General features: G+C 66.5%; 15 protein-coding genes and 1 tRNA gene. 8 read left to right on the forward strand and 8 right to left on the reverse strand.

Features of this window, described 5'->3' with window-relative positions; translation table 11 throughout:
- Positions 1-6: 6 nt before the first annotated feature.
- The 4 genes from ACETK3_RS01395 to ACETK3_RS01410 form a co-directional block, all read right to left on the reverse strand.
- Positions 7-990, reverse strand: a complete 984-nt coding sequence (locus ACETK3_RS01395; RefSeq protein ID WP_237428499.1) for a beta-ketoacyl-ACP synthase III — start codon at positions 988-990, stop codon at positions 7-9.
- 22 nt (positions 991-1,012) lie between these two features.
- Positions 1,013-5,002 (reverse strand): ATP-dependent RNA helicase HrpA, encoded by a 3,990-nt coding sequence (gene hrpA / locus ACETK3_RS01400; RefSeq protein WP_237428498.1) that lies wholly within the window; start codon positions 5,000-5,002, stop codon positions 1,013-1,015.
- Positions 5,003-5,067: 65 nt separating this feature from the next.
- Positions 5,068-5,418 carry a protealysin inhibitor emfourin gene (locus tag ACETK3_RS01405; protein ID WP_236798807.1) on the reverse strand — a complete coding sequence of 117 codons (351 nt, stop codon included), beginning with the start codon at positions 5,416-5,418 and terminating at the stop codon, positions 5,068-5,070.
- A gap of 59 nt (positions 5,419-5,477) precedes the next feature.
- Positions 5,478-6,530, reverse strand: a complete 1,053-nt coding sequence (locus tag ACETK3_RS01410) for a M4 family metallopeptidase (protein ID WP_236798806.1) — start codon at positions 6,528-6,530, stop codon at positions 5,478-5,480.
- Between the two features lie 126 nt (positions 6,531-6,656).
- On the opposite strand from ACETK3_RS01410, the gene ACETK3_RS01415 reads away from it, so the two are divergent.
- Positions 6,657-7,607, forward strand: a complete 951-nt coding sequence (locus ACETK3_RS01415) for a cation diffusion facilitator family transporter (protein WP_236798804.1) — start codon at positions 6,657-6,659, stop codon at positions 7,605-7,607.
- A 60-nt stretch (positions 7,608-7,667) separates the two neighbouring features.
- Here the strand turns inward: ACETK3_RS01415 and ACETK3_RS01420 are convergent.
- The 4 genes from ACETK3_RS01420 to ACETK3_RS01435 all read right to left on the reverse strand — a co-directional run bounded on the left by ACETK3_RS01420 (position 7,668) and on the right by ACETK3_RS01435 (position 10,744).
- Positions 7,668-7,743: transfer RNA gene (locus ACETK3_RS01420), tRNA-Arg, on the reverse strand.
- Between the two features lie 110 nt (positions 7,744-7,853).
- The gene (locus ACETK3_RS01425; RefSeq protein ID WP_236798803.1) at positions 7,854-9,425 is read right to left on the reverse strand and encodes a ferredoxin--NADP reductase; all 1,572 of its coding nucleotides are present in this window, start codon (positions 9,423-9,425) and stop codon (positions 7,854-7,856) included.
- On the reverse strand, positions 9,422-10,294 hold the full coding sequence (locus ACETK3_RS01430; protein ID WP_236798802.1) for an FAD:protein FMN transferase: 873 nt from the start codon (positions 10,292-10,294) through the stop codon (positions 9,422-9,424). Before ACETK3_RS01430 ends, ACETK3_RS01425 begins: the two co-directional genes overlap by 4 nt.
- Positions 10,295-10,297: 3 nt before the next feature.
- Positions 10,298-10,744: an FMN-binding protein gene (locus ACETK3_RS01435; RefSeq protein WP_237428497.1), complete on the reverse strand. Its 447-nt coding sequence runs from the start codon at positions 10,742-10,744 to the stop codon at positions 10,298-10,300.
- Between the two features lie 218 nt (positions 10,745-10,962).
- Here ACETK3_RS01435 and argS point away from each other — a divergent pair, with 218 nt between their 5' ends.
- The 7 genes from argS to prfA all read left to right on the forward strand — a co-directional run bounded on the left by argS (position 10,963) and on the right by prfA (position 21,253).
- Positions 10,963-12,627: an arginine--tRNA ligase gene (gene argS / locus ACETK3_RS01440; RefSeq protein WP_236798798.1), complete on the forward strand. Its 1,665-nt coding sequence runs from the start codon at positions 10,963-10,965 to the stop codon at positions 12,625-12,627.
- Between the two features lie 5 nt (positions 12,628-12,632).
- Entirely contained in the window at positions 12,633-14,108 is a 1,476-nt protein-coding gene (gene lysA, locus ACETK3_RS01445; protein ID WP_373992397.1) for a diaminopimelate decarboxylase, read from the forward strand.
- Positions 14,109-15,425, forward strand: a complete 1,317-nt coding sequence (locus ACETK3_RS01450; protein ID WP_236798795.1) for a homoserine dehydrogenase — start codon at positions 14,109-14,111, stop codon at positions 15,423-15,425.
- Complete coding sequence (thrC, locus tag ACETK3_RS01455) at positions 15,426-16,532, forward strand: threonine synthase (RefSeq protein ID WP_236819978.1); 1,107 nt, start codon at positions 15,426-15,428, stop codon at positions 16,530-16,532.
- Positions 16,533-16,534: 2 nt separating this feature from the next.
- Positions 16,535-17,509, forward strand: a complete 975-nt coding sequence (thrB, locus tag ACETK3_RS01460; RefSeq protein ID WP_373992398.1) for a homoserine kinase — start codon at positions 16,535-16,537, stop codon at positions 17,507-17,509.
- 295 nt (positions 17,510-17,804) lie between these two features.
- Positions 17,805-19,937 carry a transcription termination factor Rho gene (gene rho, locus ACETK3_RS01465; protein ID WP_373992399.1) on the forward strand — a complete coding sequence of 711 codons (2,133 nt, stop codon included), beginning with the start codon at positions 17,805-17,807 and terminating at the stop codon, positions 19,935-19,937.
- Positions 19,938-20,179: 242 nt separating this feature from the next.
- Positions 20,180-21,253 carry a peptide chain release factor 1 gene (gene prfA, locus ACETK3_RS01470; protein ID WP_236819975.1) on the forward strand — a complete coding sequence of 358 codons (1,074 nt, stop codon included), beginning with the start codon at positions 20,180-20,182 and terminating at the stop codon, positions 21,251-21,253.
- The last annotated feature ends 3 nt before the right edge of the window (positions 21,254-21,256 follow it).

Genomic DNA, 21,256 nt, shown 5'->3' on the forward strand with positions numbered 1-21,256 from the left:
AAAGGGTCAGTCCCTGCGTGGCGTCATGGCCACCATGCCCGCATAGGTGAAGCCGCCGCCAAATCCGAACAACAGCGCGGGGACGTCCGCCGGGATCTTCCCGGAATGCCACCATTTGCTCAGTCCCAGCGGCACGCTGGCAGCGGACGTGTTCCCCGACTCGGTGACGTCGGTGATGACGACGCGGTCCGACAGGCCCAGGGCTTCCGCCAGCGGCTCGATTATGCGCAGGTTGGCCTGGTGCGCTGCGAGGACCTGGATGTCGTCCAGTCCCAGCCCGGCGCGGGCCACGATTTCACGGGCGCGCTCCGGTGCCTTGGTGAGGGCCCACCGCAGCACTTCCCGCCCGTTCTGGGAGAACCTGCCCAAGGGAGGCGAGATGCGGACGGCGTCCGCCATGCCACCCTCCGAACCCCAGACCACCGGGCCAATCCGGGGCATTTCGGATGGGCGTACGACGGCGGCCCCGGCGCCATCGGCGGTGAGCACGGCCGTCGCGCGGTCCGTCCAGTCGGTAACTGCCGAGAGGGTCTCGGCGCCGACTACGATCGCGTGCGAGGCGCTTCCGCTGCGGATCGCCTGGTCCGCCACGCCGAGGGCATACTCGAAGCCCGAACACGCCGTGTTGACATCCATGATCGCCGGTCCCCGGCGGTTACCGCCCAGGCCAAGTGCCTCGGCTACGCGGCCGGCAGTGTTGGGGGATCGCTCGGCCGCTGTGGTGGTGGCCACCACCACGAGGTCAATGTCTGTGGCCGCAACCCCGGAATCGGCCAAGGCCATCCGGGCTGCGGGGATTGCGAGGTCCACCACGGTTTCACCCTCACCGGCGATATGCCTGGTGACGATGCCGGTGCGCTGGCGGATCCACTCGTCGCTGGTGTCCATCATGCCTTCGAGCTCATGGTTGTCCATGATGCGCGCGGGCTGGGCGTGGCCGAGCCCGGCGATCTCTGTCCCTGCCGGTCCTTGGGCAAGCGTGAGCTTCATGTGTTCCTCTCGTAGGGGAGTGCTAGGCGGGTGCCAGCGCCTTGTTGAGTACGGCGCGGATACGTTTCTCGGAGACGGAGTAGGCCGTGCCGAGCTCGACGGCGAACAGGCTCACCCGAAGCTCCTCGATCATCCAGCGCACCTGGGTTAACTCCTGGCCCGCACCCCGTCCCGGCAGCAGCGCCGAGACAGCGTCGTCATAGTCGTCCTCGAGCCGCTGCACCACTGCCATATTGAGGGCATCCCGCTGGACGTTTCCGGGCAGGCGTTCCAGCCGCTTCTCAATTGCGGCCAGGTAGCGCGGCAGCTGGCTCAGCTGGGCGTGGCCCGTGCGTGCTACAAAGCCGGGATACACCAGCTGCTCGAGCTGGCTTTTGATGTCGTTCAGTGCGCTGATCAGGGCCAGGCTGGTGGTTCCCTTGAGTTGCTTTTCGATGCGCCGGGTGCTGGACAGGATCCGCTCGACGACGGCAGTGACCGAGAAGACCGTGTCGATCAGTTCCGCGCGCACCACCTCATACAACGCATCGAAGGCCTTGCGGTTCCATGGAAGTTCCACAGGGGTGAGCTTGTCGATGGCCGCCAGCGCGCAGTCTGCGATGAGGGCGGACACCGAACCGTGCGGGTTTTGGCTGAAGGTGAGCTTCTCGGTGTTGCTGAGGTGCTCCAGGACGTACCGGTCAGGCGCCGGAACGCGCAGTGCCAGCAGCCGGATCACGCCGCCGCGCATTGCCTCGGACTGTTCCTCCGCGCTCTGGAACACACGCAGCGACACCGAGGTCCGCTGGTCCACCAGTGCCGGATAGCCGGTGATGGTGTGGCCCTTGACCATGCTGCTCACCTGGCGCTCGATGGTGCCGACAGTCCACTCCGTGAGGCCATCCTGCTCCACAAACCCAGCCGCGGCAGGGGCTTGCGGCACCCGGGCGGCCTCCTGGCGTGTGGCCGGCCCGCCGTCGGACGCCTTCCCGTTGCGCCGCTTGGACGTGCCGGCAGCGCCGGGCGCCGTGGATGCCGGGGTGGCACCGAGCGATTCGGCGATGGCGCGGCGGGTGGCCGGTGCAAGCCGTTCCTGCAGTTCCGCAAGGTCCTTGCCTTCGCCCAGGACCTTGCCCTTGCTGTCCACCACTTTGAAGCTCACCCGCAGGTGCGGCGGGACGGCGTCCCAGTTCCAGGAGCCGGGCGGGATGATGGCGCCCCGGATCCGCCGCAGGGCAAGCTCCAGGGACGGTTCCAACTCGTCCTTGGCGGGATCGAAGTCGGTTTCGAGGACGGCCACCGCCTGCCGGGCGACGTCTGGGGCGGGGACGAAGTTCTTGCGGACCTGCTTGGGCAGTGACTTGATGAGCGCTGTCACCAGCTCCACGCGCTGGCCCGGAATCAGCCACCGGAACGGCGCGTCGTCGAGCTGGTTCAGGAACAGCACCGGCACTTCGGCCGTGACACCGTCGGACGGATCGGGGGCAGAGCCCGGCGCCACGGGATGGAATTCATACGTCAGCGGGAGCTCGAAGCCCTTGTGCAGCCATGTCTTCGGGTACGCCGACTCGTCCAGGTCGTCGGCGTCGTCGCTTAAGAGCAGCGATTTGTCGTAATCCAGGAGGTCGGGGGTGTCCCTGCGGGCATCCTTCCACCATTTGTCGAAGTGCCGCTCGGAGACCACGTCGGGTCCGATCCTGGCGTCATAGAACTCGAACAACGTCTCGTCATCCACCAGCAGGTCGCGGCGGCGCATGCGGGCCTCGAGTTCCTCCACCTCGTGCAGGAGGGCGCGGTTGCGGTGGAAGAACTTGTGGTGGGTTCGCCAGTCGCCCTCCACCAAGGCATGCCTGATGAACAGTTCCCGGGCCACCACCGGATCCACCCGGCCGTAGTTGATGCGCCGCTGCGCGATGATCGGAACGCCGTAAAGGGTGACCTTTTCGTAGGCCATGACGGCGCCCTGCTTGGTGGACCAGTGCGGTTCGCTGTAGCTGTGCTTGACCAGGTCCGGAGCCACCTGTTCGGCCCACAGGGGATCGAACTTTGCGGCCACCCGGGCCCACAACCTGCTGGTTTCCACCAGCTCGGCGGCCATGACGAACGTGGGGGACTTTTTGAACAATGCGGAACCGGGGAAGATGGCGAACCGGCTGCCCCGGGCGCCGGCGTATTCGCGCTTGCGCTCATCCAGGATGCCGATGTGGCTTAGGAGCCCGGAGAGCAGGCTGATGTGGATGCCATCGTGGTTGCCTACGGGGTCGGCCAGGCGCTTGTTGTCCAGCGTGATGCCCAGAGGCCGGGCGAGCTGGCGCAGCTGGGTGAAGAGGTCCTGCCATTCCCGTACGCGCAGGTAGTTGATGAACTCGGCGCGGCACAGCCTGCGGAAGGCTGATGAGGATAATTCCTGCTGCTTCTCCTGCAGGTAGTTCCAGAGGTTGAGGTAGCCGGTGAAGTCGGAATTCTCATCGCGGAACCGGTTGTGTTTTTCCGCAGCCAGCTGCTGCTTGTCGGTGGGACGTTCGCGCGGGTCCTGGATGGTGAGGGCCGCCGCCAGGACCATGACTTCCCGGACGCAGCCCCGTTTTCCGGCTTCCACGATCATCCGGCCCAGGCGGGGATCAACGGGCAGTTGGGCGAGTTTCTGCCCGACGGCGGTGAGCCCGCCGCCTTTGGTTCCGTCCCTGCCGTCGGCTGCTTCCGCCCTGCCGTCCTTGCCCTGCGTGCGTGGGGGAGCAAGGGCGCCGAGCTCGCGAAGGAGGGTGACGCCGTCGTTGATGGCCCGGGTTTCCGGCGGTTCGACGAAGGGGAATTCCTCAACATCCTTGGGGCCTTTCGCCACGCCCATCGCCGTCATCTGGAGGATGACGGCTGCCAGGTTGGTCCGCAGGATTTCGGGGTCCGTGAACCGGGGGCGGGACTCGAAGTCCTCCTCGGAGTACAAGCGGATGGCGATGCCGTCCGACACGCGGCCGCAGCGGCCCGAACGCTGGTTGGCCGATGCCTGGGAGACGCGCTCAATGGGCAGGCGCTGGACCTTGGTGCGGTGCGAATACCGGGAGATGCGCGCCGTACCGGTATCGATGACGTACTTGATGCCCGGAACGGTCAGGGATGTTTCCGCCACGTTGGTTGCCAGCACGATCCTGCGCTTGCTGCCGGGGTGGAACACCTTGTGCTGCTCCTGCAGGCTCAGGCGGGCGAACAGGGGGAGGATCTCGGTGTTGGCGAGTCTCCGGTTGGACTGGATGCGGGACTGCAGGGCCTCGGCGGCGTCGCGGATCTCGCGTTCACCCGAGAAGAACACAAGGATGTCCCCGGGCGCTTCCGCTGCCAGCTCATCCACGGCGTCGCAGACGGCATCCAGGGGATCGCGGTCCTCTTCGAGCTCATCGTCGGAGGCCTCCTCATCGTCCGCGGCCGGCTGCGTGAGGGGACGGTAGCGGATCTCCACGGGGTAGGTCCGGCCGGAGACTTCGATGATGGGTGCCGGATTTTCCGGGGTGCCGAAGTGGTTGGCGAACCGTTCGGGGTCGATGGTGGCCGAGGTGATGATGACTTTCAGGTCCGGGCGCTGCGGGAGGATCCGCTTGAGGTAGCCCAGGATGAAGTCGATGTTGAGGCTGCGTTCGTGCGCCTCGTCAATGATGATGGTGCTGTACTTGCGCAGGAGTCTGTCCCGCTGGATCTCGGCGAGCAGGATGCCGTCGGTCATCAGCTTGACCTTGGTCGCCTTGCTGACCTCACCGGTGAACCGGACCTGGAAGCCGACCTCCTGGCCAATCTCGACGCCGAGCTCCTCTGCGATGCGCTCGGCTACCGTCCGGGCTGCCAGCCGCCGGGGCTGTGTGTGCCCGATGAGGCCCTTCTCACCCAGACCCAGCTCAAGGCACATCTTGGGAATCTGGGTCGTTTTTCCGGAGCCGGTCTCGCCGGCGATGATGGTCACCTGGTTGGCGGCGATGGCGGCCATCAGGTCCTCGCGGCGCTCGGAAACCGGCAGCTCGGCGGGATAGGAGATATGAAAAGTCATGGCTGCAGACAGTCTACTGCCGCCACCAACGGCCCTTTATGCCAATTCCGCCTGCAGCGCAGCCTTCAGCTTTGGGCGTCGGCGTCCGCATCGTCGTCCTGCCCGGGACGGAACGCACCGGCAGATTGCTCGGAGGCAGCCCGTGCGGTGTCGACCAAAATGCGCCACGGGCCCGTAAGGGCCTGTTCAGGCAGGGCAGCCCTCCGCTGCCCTGCCGTGATGGAGTAAATGAAACGGTCCGGCTGCGGAGCCTCGAAGGCGGCGGCCGCGGCCCGCGGGGTGCTGGGGACCGCATCCCACGGGCAGGCCTCCACGATGGGTTGCCACTGGCTCAGGTCGCGGTCTGTCTGGGCGTCCACCGTCCACACCCTTGTCATGGCCGCGATCCCGCCGGTGCGCTCCACCTTGATCTTCATGGCCTGGCCCCTGGGCTTCCATTTGGCCCCGCGGCCACGAGCGGGCCCCAGGGCAGCGGTTAAACCTTGACCTTTACAGTTTCCCACGCGGCCCCTACGGCGTCATGCTCCCGCGAAGCGGCGCCGAAAAGGTCGGCGGCGGCACGCATTGTGGCGCGGGCAAAAACCGTGAAGGTTGCCGCGGCCGGCAATGAGCCATTGGTCAGGGTCTCGTACCAGATCCGGCCGGGCGCCTCCCAGGCACAGCCGCCCAAGGCAGACGCCACCTGGTAAAAGGCGCGGTTGGGGATGCCGGAGTTGATGTGGACTCCACCGTTGTCTGCGCTGGTCCGGACATAGGAGTCCATGGAATCGGGCTGCGGGTCCTTGCCCAGCACGTCGTCGTCGTAGGCGGTCCCCGGTGCTTTCATGGACCGCAGGGCGAGGCCCTGGACCTTGTGGGTGAAGAGGCCTTCGCCGATCAGCCAGCTTGCCTCCGCAGCTGACTGGTTTTTCACGAACTGCTCCACGAGCGCGCCGAAGACGTCCGACATCGATTCGTTCAAGGCACCTGCCTGGTTCCGGTAGGCAAGGCCGGCCGAGTATTGGGTTACCCCGTGCGCCAGTTCGTGTCCAATGACGCTCAGCGACTTGGTGAAGCGTTGGAAGACGTCACCGTCACCATCGCCGAACACCATCTGGCTGCCGTTCCAGAAAGCGTTGTCGTACAGCTTGCCGAAGTGCACCGTGGCGTCCAGCTTCAGCCCGCGCCCGTCAACCGAATCCCGTCCGAAGGCGTCCGCATAAAGGCGGTGCGTGTGCCCCAGCCCGTCGTAGGCTTCGTCCGCGGCGGGATCGCCGGTGGCGGGCCCGCCTTCGCCGCGTACAAGCCTGCCCGGGAGCGTTTCCTCCCGGCCCGCATCATAAATGGTGCGGCTGACGGGACCTGGTTTTACCTGGCGCAGTCCGGGCGGGAGTGCCGGCACAGCCTGTGCGCGGGCGGCCTGGAACGACTCGACGTGGCCCAAGGCGTTCCTGGCAGCGTTTGCCGCCGATGAGAATCCGGGCGCATCCTGCTGCGCGAGCCGCCGCAGCAGGTAGGGCGGAACGATGGAACAGAACTGAACGTGCATGGCGTACTCCCTCAGCTAGGTGTTTTCAGCCTATGAGGGGCCACCGACAATCAGTGGCAGGCCCGCCTCAGGGAATTTATTGGCCTGCCGGGCGCTGCAGCGCGCTCCGGTGGGTACGGTAGGCGCATGGCTCAAACCGAAACCCCCGCCAAGTCCGGCTCCACGCTGCTGACGGTCATCGTCGCCTTCGCGGCCAACACGCTCGTGGCCGCGGCGAAGACGGTGGCGGCTGTCCTCTCCGGTTCCGCCTCGATGGCCGCGGAGGCTGCACATTCCTGGGCAGACACCGGAAACCAGGTCTTCCTGTTCTTTGCCGAGCGGCGGTCTTCCCGCCCCCGGGACAAGAGCCATCCCATGGGCTACGGCCGGGAAGCCTACGTCTGGTCGATGTTCGCCGCTTTCGGTCTGTTCACCGCCGGCGCGGTGGTGTCGATCATGCACGGCGTCCAGCAGATTTTTGAGCCGGAACCCGCATCGGACTTCGTGGTGGCCTACGTGGTCCTGGGCGTGGCCTTCGTCCTGGAAGGGATTTCGTTCGCCCAGGCCTTCCGGCAGACCCGGAAAGCGGCCCATGAGCTGGAACGGCACACGCTTGAACAGGTCCTCATCAGTTCAGATCCCACCCTGAGGGCAGTCTTCGCCGAGGATGCGGCGGCGCTGATCGGCCTCGTCGTGGCCTTCGTGGGCGTGTTCCTGCACCAGGTCACCGGATCACCGCTGCCGGATGCGATCGGTTCGATCGCCGTCGGCGTGCTGCTCGCCGTCGTCGCCGTCGTACTGATCGACCGCAACAGGCGCTTCCTGGTGGGGCAGGGCGTCACACCCGACATTGAACGGTCCATGGCCCGCCGTGTGCTGGAGCACCAGGACATCGCCCGGCTCACCTACCTGCACCTGGAATTCGTTGGCCCGCGCAAGCTGTACCTCGTGGCGGCCGTGGATCTCCAGGGGGACCACCCGGAGCACGAGGTTGCGGTGGTCCTGCGGCGGATCGAGCGCGAGCTGGAGGACCACGAAACGGTGGAGGAGGCTGTGCTCACCCTGGCCACGATGGACGAGGCAGCGCTGCGTTTCTGAGGGCACACGTCCCGCTCAACAAACGAAACCCCGCCGCTTCAATGAAGCGGCGGGGTTCTTTGGTGCCCTCGATAGGATTCGAACCTACGACCTTCTGCTCCGGAGGCAGACGCTCTATCCCCTGAGCTACGAGGGCAATCCGGATATCCTGCCGTTCCCGGCGGGACGTCCTAGAGCTTAGCAGGAAGGTGCCCTGCAAGGGAAAACCGCCTCCGGCGCCGGCTCCGGAGGGCCGGAAAGGCGGGCTCAGTAGCCCGAAAAGGAGTCCGTCCGCACCCGGCGCGCGCCTGCACGGCCGGCTGCACGGCGGAGTGCCGCCACGCTTGCGGGGGAGCCGGAGACGTAAACGTCCCGCCGGGAAATATCGGGTACCAGTGCGGCAAGGGCCGCTCCGTCCAGTCGGCCGTCCGCACCGAAGCTTCCGGCGCCAGAGAGGCTGCCGGCGGCAGGGGCCAGGCCCGACGGCGGCACGGACCCGTCTGCGAGCCGCACCAGCACGCGCACTCCGGAACTCCGTAGTTCCTCCGCGTAGGCCACCTCCTCATTGCTCCTGGCCAGCACCAGGATCACCGCGTCCCGTTCCTGCAGCGCACCCGAGGCCAGATACGAGATGAACGGTGTAATTCCGATTCCCGCCGCGACAAGAAGCACGGGCCGGCGCGGATCGCGTGGCAGGACGAAGTCCCCGCCCACCGCCGTGGCAGCCACCTCATCGCCCGGCCGGAGCGCCAGCAGCGCCTCCTTCGCCGCAGACAATGACCCGTCCGTCCGCACGCCAAACTTCACCAGGCGGCCGCCTGGGCCGCCCGCAAGGCTGAAGACCCGGCGTCGTCCTTTTCCGTCCGGCTTGGCCTGGGGAAGATCCAGCTCCATGTACTGCCCGGGAAGGAAGCGCACCGGCCGGGCAGGTTCGAAGGAGAACTCGGTGGTGGCGGGCGTCAGCGGGCGGGCGCCGGCGAAGCGGAGTTTCACGGCTCCGCGCTGGCCCGCCAGGAAGGCCAGCAGGTTGCCCGCAAGCAGCGCTGCCTCCGGTGAATTGGCAAAGATTCCCAGGTTCCAGGGGACCGCGAAGAGCACGCCCACCAGTGTTGCGAGCGCCAGCTGCTGCCAGCGCCGTGGCGGCAGCGTCAGGGGCTCGGTGAGCATGAATCCCACAAAGAAGAGCACCGGCCGCTGGGCCAGGGCCTGCCAGGCGCCCATCCCCGCTGTCATGCCGGCGCGAAGCAGCTCGAGCATGATGATGGCAGTGGCCACCGCCGTAAACAGCGACGCCATCAGGAGCTTGCGTGTCCGGTACAGGACCAGCAGCACGCCGGGGACCAGCAGCCAGAGCATGGCGGGCGTCGCTGCCCACCACGTGGCGATGTTCAGTCCAGTGAGTCCGGTGGCGAAGGCACCTGCGGCGGCTGGGTTGAAGATGTGCCGGCCACGCCACGCCAGGGTGTATTTGGACGCGGACGCCAGGATGCAGGCCAGCGCCACTCCTGCCAGGTCCATCGACTGCAGGGACGGCCAGAACAGGAAGTAGAGCAGCAACCCGGTGATAAGCGCCGACTCCGTGTGGGGCCGGACCCGGAAGAGCGCCGCCATGGCCCTGTTGGAGGCATAGGTCAGGGCCAGGCACAATGCCAGGTGCGCCAGCATTTCCGGGATGCCGAACGTCAGCCAGCCCAGCACGTTCAGCAGCAGGCTGTAAGCGGCCAGTGCCGACAGGACCAGCAGGACAAGCCGGTACATGGTGAACCTGCCGACGACGGTCTCCACGCGCCCGGCCAGGTAATGCGCAGGGCGGGCTTGGGGTGCTTCCACAGGGTTCATGAAAACAACGCCCCTTCAAATCCGGCGGAATAGGCGGCGCTGCCGTCGGAAAAGACGGTCAGCCAGGAGAAGTCGAAGGTTTCCTGCAGCGTTGCCCCTGGCACGAAGAAGAGCGCCGTGGCGAGCGCGTCAGCCACCAGGGCGGTGTCTGCCAGCGTCCAGGTGGCGACGGCGGTGCGCACCGGGTGGCCGGTGGTTCCGTCCAGCACGTGGTGAAGTCCGTCGCCCCAGGCACGGCGGTTGGCGGCGGAAGCACAAAGAGCCCGGCCGTCCAGATGGATCATGCCGATCGCCTGCTCCGGGTTGTAGGGATGTTCGAGCGCTACGCTGACGGGTCCTGCGCCGCGGGCCAGGAGGTCGCCGCTGGCATCGATGAGGAACTCACCCATTCCGGTGGCCTCAAGTTCCGCCGCCAGGAGGTCCACCAACAGTCCCTTGCCGGCGGCGCCGATGTCCAGTACCACAGGGGTGCTGGCGGTCAGGACTGTTCCGGACCAGCGAAGGACCGCCTCCCATTTTGGCGCCGGGAGGGGCGGGCCGGCGGGCAGGAGCGAATATGCTGCGTCATACCCCAGACGCTCAAGGCTGCCGCCAATCAACGGCGTCATGGCCCCACCGGTAAGCCGATAGAGCCGGCCGTACAGCTCGCCGAGCGCGGCGGCCTCGCCGGGAAATTCATACTGCCCCGGCTCCCTGGCCAGTTCCCCGACCAGCGAGTCGGAGCGGAAACGGGACCAGTCGGCGTCGAACTTTTCGACCCTGTCCAGCAGGCGCCTGCGAACGGACGCCGGCAACGGCAGGGGAGTGCTGACTGCCCAGCCGGTGCCGATCCCCTGAAACGAGAAGTCCTCCCAGTCCGCCACGGGCACCGCCTACTGCGCCTCGGACTTGATCTTCTCCACTGCCTGGTTGAAGCCTCCGCTGGTCAGCGAGGAACCGGCAACCTTGGAAACGTTCAGTTCATCGATGTTCTTACCCACCACCTGGGCTGCAATGCCACCGGCAAACTGGCCCTGGAACTTCCGCGTGTTCGGATTCGACGGGTGCTGGGTGATCTGCACGTCCGTGACCTTTCCCGCGGCAAGGGTCAGCTGGACGCCCACGGTTTCGGTGCCGTTGGGCGAAACGTAGTTTCCATCGGCGTTGTAGGTGCCGTCCTTGTACTCGGCCCCGCTGGCGGCCAGGGAGGAGGATCCTGGGGTGGGTGCCGGGGCGTCGGCGGGTGTGCTGTCGGCGGACGAGGGTGCGCAGCCGGCAACGGTTCCCGCCAGCGACAAGCCGGCGATACCGGCAAAAAGACCGTTGCGGACTGCGTGCATGGATGGGCTTTTAGGGCTGGAGGGTCTCATGAAGGCTCTCGATTCACTTTCGGGGCGGTACCGGATCACCGATGCCGTGCGGCAGTGGCTATGCTCTAGTCAACGCCGGATGCATGCGAATGGTTCACGTATGGCGGGGCTCACTCCTTTCCGTGACGCCGGGCGCAGTCACGGCCGCCAAATTCTTTGCTGTCACTGGCCCCCGGTAGGCTAGAGGGGTGACTCCCGAAGAACTTTCCCTCGCCATATCCGCCTGCCTCAAGGACGCCGTCGCCGCCGGCGATATTGCCCTTGCTGTATCAGCCATTCCGGCTGACGTGCGCGTGGAGCGACCCAAGAACCGGGAGCACGGTGACTGGGCCACCAACATTGCCCTCCAGCTCGCCAAGCAGGCGGGCACCAACCCGCGCGAGTTCGCCTCCATCCTCAGCAGCCGGCTCAAGGCCATCGACGGTGTTTCCGCCGTTGACATCGCGGGCCCGGGCTTCCTGAACATCACCGTGGACGCCGCAGCCGCCGGTGCCCTGGCGAAGGCCATCGTCGAGGCCGGCCCGGACTACGGAACCAACACAGCGCTCGCGGGGCACACGGTCAACATGGAGTTCGTCTCTGCCAACCCCACCGGTCCGTTGCACATCGGGCACACCCGCTGGGCCGCGCTGGGCGACTCCATCGCGCGTGTGCTGCGCGCTTCCGGCGCCGATGTTACGGCCGAGTACTACATCAACGACGCCGGCTCGCAGATGAACACCTTCGCCAACTCCGTGTACTCCCGGCTGCATGGCCTTCCCGTGCCGGACGGCGGCTACCCCGGCCAGTACATCGCCGATCTGGGACATGAGGTACTTTCGGCGCATCCGGACATCCGGGAACTCACCGAAGTTGCCGCCCTGCCGGTGATCCGCGCCGCCGCCTACGAAGCACAGATGAAGGACATCAAGGCCACGCTGGCAGACTTCGGCGTCGCGTTCGACGTCTTCTTTTCCGAGCAGGAACTGCACGACGCCGGCGCCATCGAAAGTGCCGTGGCGCGCCTGCGCGAACAGGGCCACGTGTTCGACGACGGCGGGGCGGTCTGGCTGCGGACCACGGACTTTGGCGATGACAAGGACCGCGTGATGATCCGCGCCAACGGCGAGCCCACCTACTTCGCCGCCGACGCCGCCTACTACCTGTCCAAGAAGGACCGCGGCTTCACGGAGAAGATCTACCTCCTGGGTGCCGACCACCACGGCTACATCAACCGGCTCAAGGCCATTGCGGCCGCTGCAGGCGACGATCCCGAGGTGAACATCGAGGTGCTGATCGGCCAGCTGGTGTCGGTCAACGGAGCAAAGCTGTCCAAGCGTGCCGGCAACATCATCGAGCTCAAGGACCTGATTGACTGGCTGGGCAAGGACGCCGTCCGCTATTCGCTGGCGCGTTTCCCGGCGGATTCGCCCTTGACCCTGGACCCGGACCTGCTGAAGAAACACAGCAATGAGAACCCTGTGTTCTACGTCCAGTACGCCCACGCACGTTCGCGCGGCGCTGCGCGCAATGCCGTTGACGCAGGCGTGGAGCGCACTGTGGACGGCAAGGACAGCTTCGACGCTTCCCTCCTGGACCACGCAACCGAAAACGAGCTGCTGTCCTACCTGGGCAGCTACCCGTCGATTGTGGCCAAGGCCGCGGAGCTGCGCGAACCGCACCGGGTGGCACGGCACCTCGAGGCCATCGCCGGCGCGTACCACCGCTGGTACGACGCATGCCGGATTGCCCCCATGGGTGAAGAACCCGTCACCGACCTGAACCGCACCAGGCTCTGGCTCAACGACGCCACCAGCCAGGTACTGGCCAACGGCCTTGACTTGCTTGGCGTCTCCGCGCCGGAACGGATGTGATTCCCATGCCTGCACAGGACACCAACCCTGCATCTCCGCTGGCCCCTGAATGGCTTTCGGTCCCGGCCGACCTGAATGTCCTGGAGCCAAAGATGTGGGCCAAGGATGCCGGCCGGAACGAGGCCGGTGAACTCACCCTGGACGGCGTTCCCGTGAGCGACCTCCAGCGGAAGTACGGCACCCCGCTGTTCGTTATGAGCGAGAACGATTTCCGGGCCCGGGCCCGGGCCTTCAGCGATGCATTCAACGATGCGTTCGCGGACATCTGCGGCGGAGTGGACGTCTACTATGCCGGCAAATCGTTCCTGTGCACCGCCGTGGTGCGGTGGGTCGAAGAAGAGGGACTGCGGCTGGACACCGCCTCCGGCGGTGAGCTCGCCGTCGCGGCGAAGGCCGGGATTCCTGGTGCCGACGTTGCCCTGCACGGCAACAACAAATCCGACGGCGAGATCCACCGTGCGCTGGACATGAAGCTCGGCCGGATCGTGGTGGACAGCCTGAGCGAACTGGTCAGGGTGGGCGCCATCGCCGAACGCCGGGGGGAAGTGGCCAAAGTCATGCTCCGGCTCACGCCGGGCGTCCATGCGCACACCCACGAATTCATTGCCACGGCCCACGAGGACCAAAAGTTCGGCCTGTCCATGGCCGCCGACACCACTGACCAGGCCGGCGTCTCCGCTGCCGAGGAGGCAGTGGCGGCGGCAGCTGCGCACCCCGCCATCGAACTGCTGGGCCTGCACTGCCACATCGGCTCGCAGATCTTCGAACCGGACGGTTTCGCCCTGGCCGCGCAGAAGCTCCTGCGCTTCCTGGCCGGCATGCAGGAAAAATACTCCATCATCATGCCGGAACTGGACCTCGGGGGCGGCTACGGAATCGCCTACACGCCGGTGGACACGCCCCGCCCCGCAGCGGAGATCGCGAACGCAATGGCCGCCGTCGTGCGTTCCACCTGCGCTGAGCTTGGCATCGACGCACCCCGCATCTCCATCGAGCCCGGACGCGCCATCGTGGGCAGCACCACGTTCACCCTGTATGAAGTGGGCACCCTGAAGACCGTCCGCGTGGACGCTCCCGCGGCGTCCGGCGACGGTGACGCGGGCAACAACGTTACGTATCCGCGCCGCTATGTTTCGGTGGACGGCGGCATGAGCGACAACGCCCGGCCGGTGCTCTATGACGCGGATTATTCGGCTGTCCTGGCCTCCCGCACGTCCGGCGCGGCCCCGCAACTGTCCCGCGTGGTGGGCAAACATTGCGAGAGCGGCGACATAGTTGTTAGAGATGTATATCTGCCCGAGGACGTGGCAGCCGGTGATCTGCTCGCTGTCCCGGGAACCGGCGCCTACTGCTGGGCCCTCTCGAGCAACTACAACTATCTGGCCCGGCCGGGCGTTGTCGCGGTGCGCGACGGATCTGCCCGGCTGATTGTCCGCGGGGAAACCGAAGAAGATTTGCTGAGCCGCGACATGGGAGCCTGAATGACGGAAATGCGAACGCTGAAAGTGGCCCTGCTGGGCTGTGGCAACGTTGGGGCCCAGGTTGCGCGGATCCTCATTGAGGACGCGGACGCCCTTGCAGCACGTACCGGCGCCCGCCTGCAGCTCAGCGGCATCGCCGTGCGCAACGTCAATGCCCCCCGCGACGTGGACCTGCCCCAGGAACTCTTCACTACCGACGCCGACACCCTGGTCAAGGACGCTGACCTGGTCATCGAACTTATGGGCGGCATCGAACCGGCCCGCACGCTGATCCTTTCCGCACTGCGCAACGGCGCCTGCGTGGTCACCGGCAACAAGGCACTCCTGGCACAGGACGGCCCCACCCTCTACGAAGAGGCCGACAAAGCGGGCGTCCAGCTGTCCTACGAAGCCGCCGTGGCCGGAGCCATTCCCATCCTCCGCCCCATCCGCGACAGCCTGTCCGGCGACCGCATCACCCGGGTCCTGGGCATCGTCAACGGCACCACCAACTTCATCCTTGACCAGATGGACAGCACCGGTGCGCAGTTCGCGGACGCCCTCGCGGAAGCCCAGCGGCTTGGCTACGCGGAAGCCGATCCCACTGCCGACGTCGAAGGCCACGACGCTGCCGCGAAGGCTGCCATCCTGGCCTCGCTTTCCTTCCATACCCGTTTCTCCCTGGACGACGTCTACTGCGAGGGCATCACGTCCGTCAGCGCCTCGGACATTGCCGCCGCAAAGGATGCAGGCTTCGTCATCAAGCTGCTGGCCATCGCGGAGAAGTTGGCCGGAGCCGACGGCAACGAAGGCGTCTCCGTCCGCGTCCACCCCACCCTCCTGCCACGCGAACATCCCCTGGCCGCCGTCCGCGGTGCGTTCAACGCGGTGTTCATTGAAGCCGAGAACGCCGGCGAGCTGATGTTCTACGGCCAGGGCGCCGGCGGAACCCCCACCGCGTCGGCCGTCCTGGGCGACCTTGTGTCAGCAGCCCGCCGCCTGGTCCTTGGTGGTCCCGGACGCACCGAAACCACCACCGGCCATGTTCCGGCGCTGCCCATCGATGCTGCCACCACCAGCTACTACATCGGGCTCGACGTCGCTGACCAGCCCGGCGTCCTGGCCAGGATCGCCCAGTTGTTCGCCGAGCACGGCGTCTCCATCGAAATCATGCGGCAAACCATCCACCGCGACGCCGGGTCCAATGTGGAATCGGCCGAACTGCGGATCGTCACCCACCGCGCGTCAGAGGCTGCCCTTGCGGCCACCGTCGAGGCCGTGAAGGGCCTGGACGTCATCAACTCAGTTACATCCGTTCTGCGGGTAGAAGGAGTCTAAGTGGCTCACCAATGGCGCGGAGTCATCCGCGAATACGCTGACCGTCTGCCCGTGACGGAATCCACCAGGGTCATCACCCTGGGCGAGGGCGGCACCCCGCTGGTGCATGCGCAGAAGCTCTCCGAACTCACCGGTTCCGAGGTCTACCTCAAGGTGGAGGGCATGAACCCCACCGGCTCGTTCAAGGACCGCGGCATGACCATGGCCATGACGGCGGCAGTCGCGTCGGGGGCCAAGGCCGTCGTCTGCGCTTCCACCGGAAACACTTCCGCCTCCGCGGCTGCCTACGCAACCGCCGCCGGCCTCAAGTGCGCCGTGCTGGTTCCTGAAGGCAAGATCTCCATGGGCAAGCTCAGCCAGGCCATCGCCCACGGCGCCACCCTGCTCCAGGTGGACGGCAACTTCGACAACTGCCTGGACATCGCCCGCAAGCTGGGGGAGTCCTACCCTGTTTTCCTGGTGAACTCCGTCAACCCCGCCCGCATCCAGGGCCAGAAGACCGGCGCCTTCGAAGTGGTCGACGCCCTGGGCGACGCACCGGACATCCACGTCCTGCCCGTGGGCAACGCCGGCAACATCACTGCGTACTGGAAGGGCTACAAGGAGTACTCCGCTCCTTTCGAATCCGAGACCGCCGGCACCCTGCCCGCAGTGTCCACCAAGACCCCTGCCATGTGGGGCTTCCAGGCCGCCGGGGCAGCCCCCTTCGTTGCAGGCCACCCCATCACCGAACCCGACACGATCGCCACGGCCATCCGCATCGGAAACCCCGCCTCCTGGGACGGGGCCGTGGGCGCCCGTGACGAATCCGGCGGACTCATCGACGCCGTCACCGATGAAGAGATCCTGAACGCCCACCGGTGGCTGTCAGCCAGGGAAGGTGTCTTCGTGGAGCCCGGCTCCGCCGCAGGCGTGGCAGGCCTGCTGAAGAAGCACGCCGCCGGCGAAGTTCCCAGCGGAAAGAAGATCGTCATCACCGTCACCGGCCACGGACTCAAGGACCCCCAGTGGGCCCTGCGCACCGAGGACGGCAGCGACGTCCAGCCGGTCAAGGTCCCGAACGACGTGGTTACCGTCGCCGCCGAGCTGGGACTGGAAGAAAAATAGCCTTGGACACCACCTCGCAGGCCGCTGTTGGACTGCAACTGATTGAGCCGGGCCAGTGCGTCACTGTCCGCGTACCCGCCACCACGGCCAACCTTGGGCCCGGCTACGACAGCCTGGGGCTCGCCCTGGCCCTGCACGACACCCTCACCGTGGAAAGCCTGGATACGGACGAACTCGTGTTCGAGCTCAGCGGCGAGGGTGCCGACACCCTGCCGCAGGACGCCAGCCACTTGGTGATACGCGCCATGGATGCAGCTTTCGAGCGCTTGGGTTACCGTCACGGCGGGCTGAAGGTGACCGCCCAAAACGTCAACCCGCACGGCCGTGGGCTGGGCTCCTCCGCGTCCGCCGTGGTGGCTGCGGTGTCGGCCGCCAACGCCATGGTGCCGGCCGAAAGCCAGCGTGGAAAGGAGTGGATCCTCCAGCTCACCAGCGAACTGGAGGGTCACCCGGACAACGTGGCACCCGCCATTTTCGGCGGACTGGCGCTGTCATGGCAGGACAGTGAGCAGTACAGCAGCACCAGCGCCACCGTTGCCGGAACCGTCATCCCCATCGTGGCAGTCCCGGACTTCGAACTCTCCACCGAAGCGGCCCGCGCACTGCTGCCGGCATCGGTGGGACACCATGCCGCGGCGATGAATTCCGGCCGCGCGGCGCTGTTGATCCATGCGCTGACGCAAAAGCCTGAATTCCTGTTGCCGGGCACGGAGGATTACCTGCACCAGAGCTACCGCGCCGAGGCCATGCGGCCCAGCGCGGCCCTGATCGGCGCGCTGCGCCGGGCCGGGTACGCGGCCGTAGTGTCCGGGGCTGGACCCACCGTCCTGGTCCTGGCCAACGGTGAGCTGCAGGCAGCTGACGCACTGGCTTTCATCCAGGCCTTTACGGCAGAGAACACGCCGGACATTGGCTGGCGTGTGCTGAAGCTCGCAGTGGACGTCGAAGGTGCTAAGGTGGACTTGCACCGGCGGTAATTCCGCCTATCTGATCTGCTCCTGCATTCAGTTGCTATTTGATCTACGACTGTGAATGTATTCCGGTGCCGCCTGCTTGGTCTGTCGCAGGAATCTGCAGCATCCAACTGCCCCTGAACCGTCAGTCCGGCGTTGTGCCACGGGCGCAGCGCAAGGTGAATCAGTATCCGGCCCTGCTGGCCGAAATCCAACCGGCAAGGCCGAACAATCCCAGCTGCAGATCTGAACTGCAGCCCAGATCAAATCATCGCGTCCAGCTCCCAGTCTGGACGCCGTCGAGGGGGAAGGATCCTTCGTGACCGAAACCACTGAGCTGTCACCAGCTGTGGAACACACAACTTCTGCTGCCGGACCAACGGCCGCACCCGCCAAGAGCAGCGGCCTCGCCGGCCTGAAGCTCGCCCAGCTGCAGGCCCTTGCCAGCCAGCTCGGTATCTCCGGCGGATCCCGCATGCGCAAGGGGGACCTGGTCTCGGCCATCTCCGCCCATCGCGCCGGGACCCTCACCGCCAAGGCCCCCGCAAAGTCAGCGGAAAAGGCTCCGGAAAGCACCGTGGCTCCGGCTTCGACCGCACCGGCTTCCGCGGTGGACGCCCCTGCCGCAGAAGCTCCTGCAGCGGAAGGCACCCGTGCCCGTGGGCGTGGCCGCAGCCGCCGCGCCGTCAGTGACGGCGTGGTTGCCCCCGCAGCCGAAGCTCCCGTCGTGGAGACCGCAGCCGCGCCCGCCCCCGCAACTGTCGAAGCGCCGTCGGCCGCTCCTGCGGAAGCACCCGAGGCCACGGAAGGTGCTGCAGAGCGCCGCCAGCCGCGCACCCGCAACCGCCGCCGCAGCGAAGCCCCTGCCGCCTCCGTCCAGGAAGTCCCGGTGGAAACCCCGGCAGAGCAGCCGGCCGCTGAACAGCGTTCCGGCGAGCAGCGTACCGAAGCCCCCGCAACTGAAGCGGGCGACGCCGGCCAGCGCACCGAACGCCGTGAAGGCGGCCGCACCCGTGGCCGTGACCGCGATGCCGACGGCGGCCGCGACAACCAGGGCAGCCGCGAGGCAGGCCAGCGTGAAGGTGGCCGGGATAACCGCGACAACCGCGACGGCGACGATTCGGACGGCGGAAACCGCCGCAACCGCCGCAACCGCCGTGACCGGAACGACCGCTCCGGCGGCCAGGACCGGGACAACTCGCGCAATGACCGCTTCCGGGACCGCAACGACCGCCGCCGCGGCCGCAACCAGGGCCCGGACGTGGACGACGTCGAAGTCACCGAAGACGACGTCCTGCTGCCGGTTGCCGGCATCCTGGACGTCCTGGAGAACTACGCGTTCATCCGCACCTCCGGCTACCTGCCCGGCCCCAACGACGTCTACGTCTCTTTGGCGCAGGTCAAGAAGTACAACCTGCGCAAGGGCGACGCCGTAGTCGGCGCCATCCGTGCACCGCGGGAAGGCGAGGACCGCAGCCAGCAGTCCAACCGCCAGAAGTTCAACGCCCTGGTCCGCGTCACCTCCGTCAACGGCAAGACGCCGGAAGAGCTGAAGGACCGCGTCGAGTTCGCCAAGCTCGTTCCCCTGTACCCGTCCGAGCGCCTGCGCCTGGAGACCGACCCCAAAAAGATCGGCCCCCGCGTCATCGACCTCGTGGCACCGATCGGCAAAGGCCAGCGCGGCCTGATCGTCTCCCCGCCCAAGGCAGGCAAGACGCTCATCCTGCAGTCCATCGCCAACGCGATCACCACCAACAACCCTGAGGTCCACCTCATGATGGTGCTGGTTGACGAACGCCCCGAAGAAGTCACGGACATGCAGCGCACCGTCAAGGGTGAGGTCATTGCCTCCACCTTCGACCGTCCCGCCGACGACCACACCACCGTGGCCGAACTCTCCATCGAACGCGCCAAGCGCCTCGTGGAAATGGGCATGGACGTGGTGGTCCTCCTCGACTCCATGACCCGACTGGGCCGTGCCTACAACCTGGCAGCACCGGCCTCCGGCCGCATCCTGTCCGGTGGTGTGGACTCCGCAGCGCTCTACCCGCCCAAGCGCTTCTTCGGCGCCGCCCGCAACATCGAAAACGGCGGCTCACTCACCATCCTGGCCACCGCGCTCGTCGAGACCGGTTCCAAGATGGACGAGGTCATCTTCGAAGAGTTCAAGGGCACCGGCAACATGGAACTGCGCCTGTCCCGCCAACTGGCCGACAAGCGCATCTTCCCCGCAGTCGACGTCAACGCCTCCGGCACCCGCCGCGAGGAAAACCTGCTGTCGCCCGAAGAAGTCAAGATCATGTGGAAGCTGCGCCGCGTCCTCTCCGGACTCGAGACCCAGCAGAGCCTTGAACTGCTCACCAACAAGATCCGGGAAACCCAGAGCAATGTCGAGTTCCTCATGCAGGTACAGAAGACGACGCTTGGTGCGAAGTCGGATAACGACAAGTAGCTGAGTTACGGGGCGGGGTGCGGATACCTCGCGTGGTTCGCCGCGCGGGTTTTCCGCCCCCGCCCCTTCGCGTGGCGGCTCAGTCCTGACGGACTTGAGCCGTCACGCTCCGGCAGGCCCGAAGCCACTCCCGGGGCGGAAAACCCGCGCGTCGGTCGTCCGGCTCACCGTACGCCCGGCCTGCTTTGGGATTGGATTCCTGCGCCCCACTAAAATGGGCACAGAACGAAAGAGGTTTATAGATGTTTGAGTCCGTACAGGGCCTGCTTGATGAGCATGATGCCATCCAGGCGCAGCTCGGGGATCCTGCTGTTTATGCTGACCAGCGGCTGGCCCGGAAGCTTGGGCGGCGGTCGGCTCAGCTCAATGGCATTGTTGAGGCGTACCACAAGTGGGAGGGCCTCCGGGATGATCTTGCCGCTGCCAAGGAGATGGCTGCCGAGGATCCCGAGTTCGCTGCCGAGGTGCCTGAACTCGAGGCCGCGCTGGAGACTGCTGCCGCCAAGCTTCGCCGCCTGCTCATTCCGCGCGATCCGGACGACGCCCGCAACGTGATCCTTGAGGTCAAGGGCGGCGAAGGCGGCGACGAGGCTGCCCTGTTCGCCGGCGACCTGCTGCGCATGTACACCCGGTACGCGGAATCCCGCGGCTGGAAGACCGAAATCATCTCCGCCACCGAGTCCGACCTTGGCGGGTACAAGGACGTCCAGGTGGCCGTCAAGGGCAACTCCAACGATCCCGCCGAAGGCGTTTACGCCCGGCTCAAGTTCGAAGGCGGCGTGCACCGCGTGCAGCGCGTGCCCGTCACCGAATCCCAGGGCCGCATCCACACGTCCGCCGCCGGCGTGCTGGTCCTGCCCGAAGTGGACGAGCCCGAAGAACTCGAGATCAACCAGAACGACCTCAAGATCGACGTGTACCGGTCCTCGGGTCCGGGCGGGCAGTCCGTGAACACCACCGACTCCGCCGTCCGAATCACGCACCTTCCCACCGGCATCGTGGTGGCCATGCAGAACGAGAAGTCGCAGCTGCAGAACCGCGAAGCGGGCATGCGCGTCCTGCGGGCACGCATCCTGGCACATCAGCAGGAGCAGATCGACGCCGAAAACTCGGCCCAGCGCAAGTCGCAGATCCGCACCATGGACCGCTCGGAGCGCATCCGCACCTACAACTACCCTGAAAACCGGATCGCGGACCACCGCACTGGCTACAAGGCGTACAACCTGGACCAGGTCATGAACGGCGACCTGGAACCGGTCATCCAGTCCGCCATCGAGATGGACGAGCAGGCCCGCCTGGACGCCATCGGCGACTGACCG

It is taken from the genome of Arthrobacter sp. E44 (assembly GCF_041877125.1).
Taxonomy (GTDB): domain Bacteria; phylum Actinomycetota; class Actinomycetes; order Actinomycetales; family Micrococcaceae; genus Arthrobacter.

Excerpts from the sequence above, each read along its gene's own strand:
- ACETK3_RS01435 (WP_237428497.1), bottom strand. The coding sequence starts at position 10,744 with ATGCACGCAGTCCGCAACGGTCTTTTTGCCGGTATCGCCGGCTTGTCG.
- ACETK3_RS01405 (WP_236798807.1), bottom strand. The coding sequence starts at position 5,418 with ATGAAGATCAAGGTGGAGCGCACCGGCGGGATCGCGGCCATGACAAGG.
- ACETK3_RS01415 (WP_236798804.1), top strand. The coding sequence starts at position 6,657 with ATGGCTCAAACCGAAACCCCCGCCAAGTCCGGCTCCACGCTGCTGACG.
- ACETK3_RS01450 (WP_236798795.1), top strand. The coding sequence starts at position 14,109 with ATGACGGAAATGCGAACGCTGAAAGTGGCCCTGCTGGGCTGTGGCAAC.
- lysA (WP_373992397.1), top strand. The coding sequence starts at position 12,633 with ATGCCTGCACAGGACACCAACCCTGCATCTCCGCTGGCCCCTGAATGG.
- ACETK3_RS01425 (WP_236798803.1), bottom strand. The coding sequence starts at position 9,425 with ATGAACCCTGTGGAAGCACCCCAAGCCCGCCCTGCGCATTACCTGGCC.
- prfA (WP_236819975.1), top strand. The coding sequence starts at position 20,180 with ATGTTTGAGTCCGTACAGGGCCTGCTTGATGAGCATGATGCCATCCAG.
- ACETK3_RS01410 (WP_236798806.1), bottom strand. The coding sequence starts at position 6,530 with ATGCACGTTCAGTTCTGTTCCATCGTTCCGCCCTACCTGCTGCGGCGG.
- hrpA (WP_237428498.1), bottom strand. The coding sequence starts at position 5,002 with ATGACTTTTCATATCTCCTATCCCGCCGAGCTGCCGGTTTCCGAGCGC.
- ACETK3_RS01395 (WP_237428499.1), bottom strand. The coding sequence starts at position 990 with ATGAAGCTCACGCTTGCCCAAGGACCGGCAGGGACAGAGATCGCCGGG.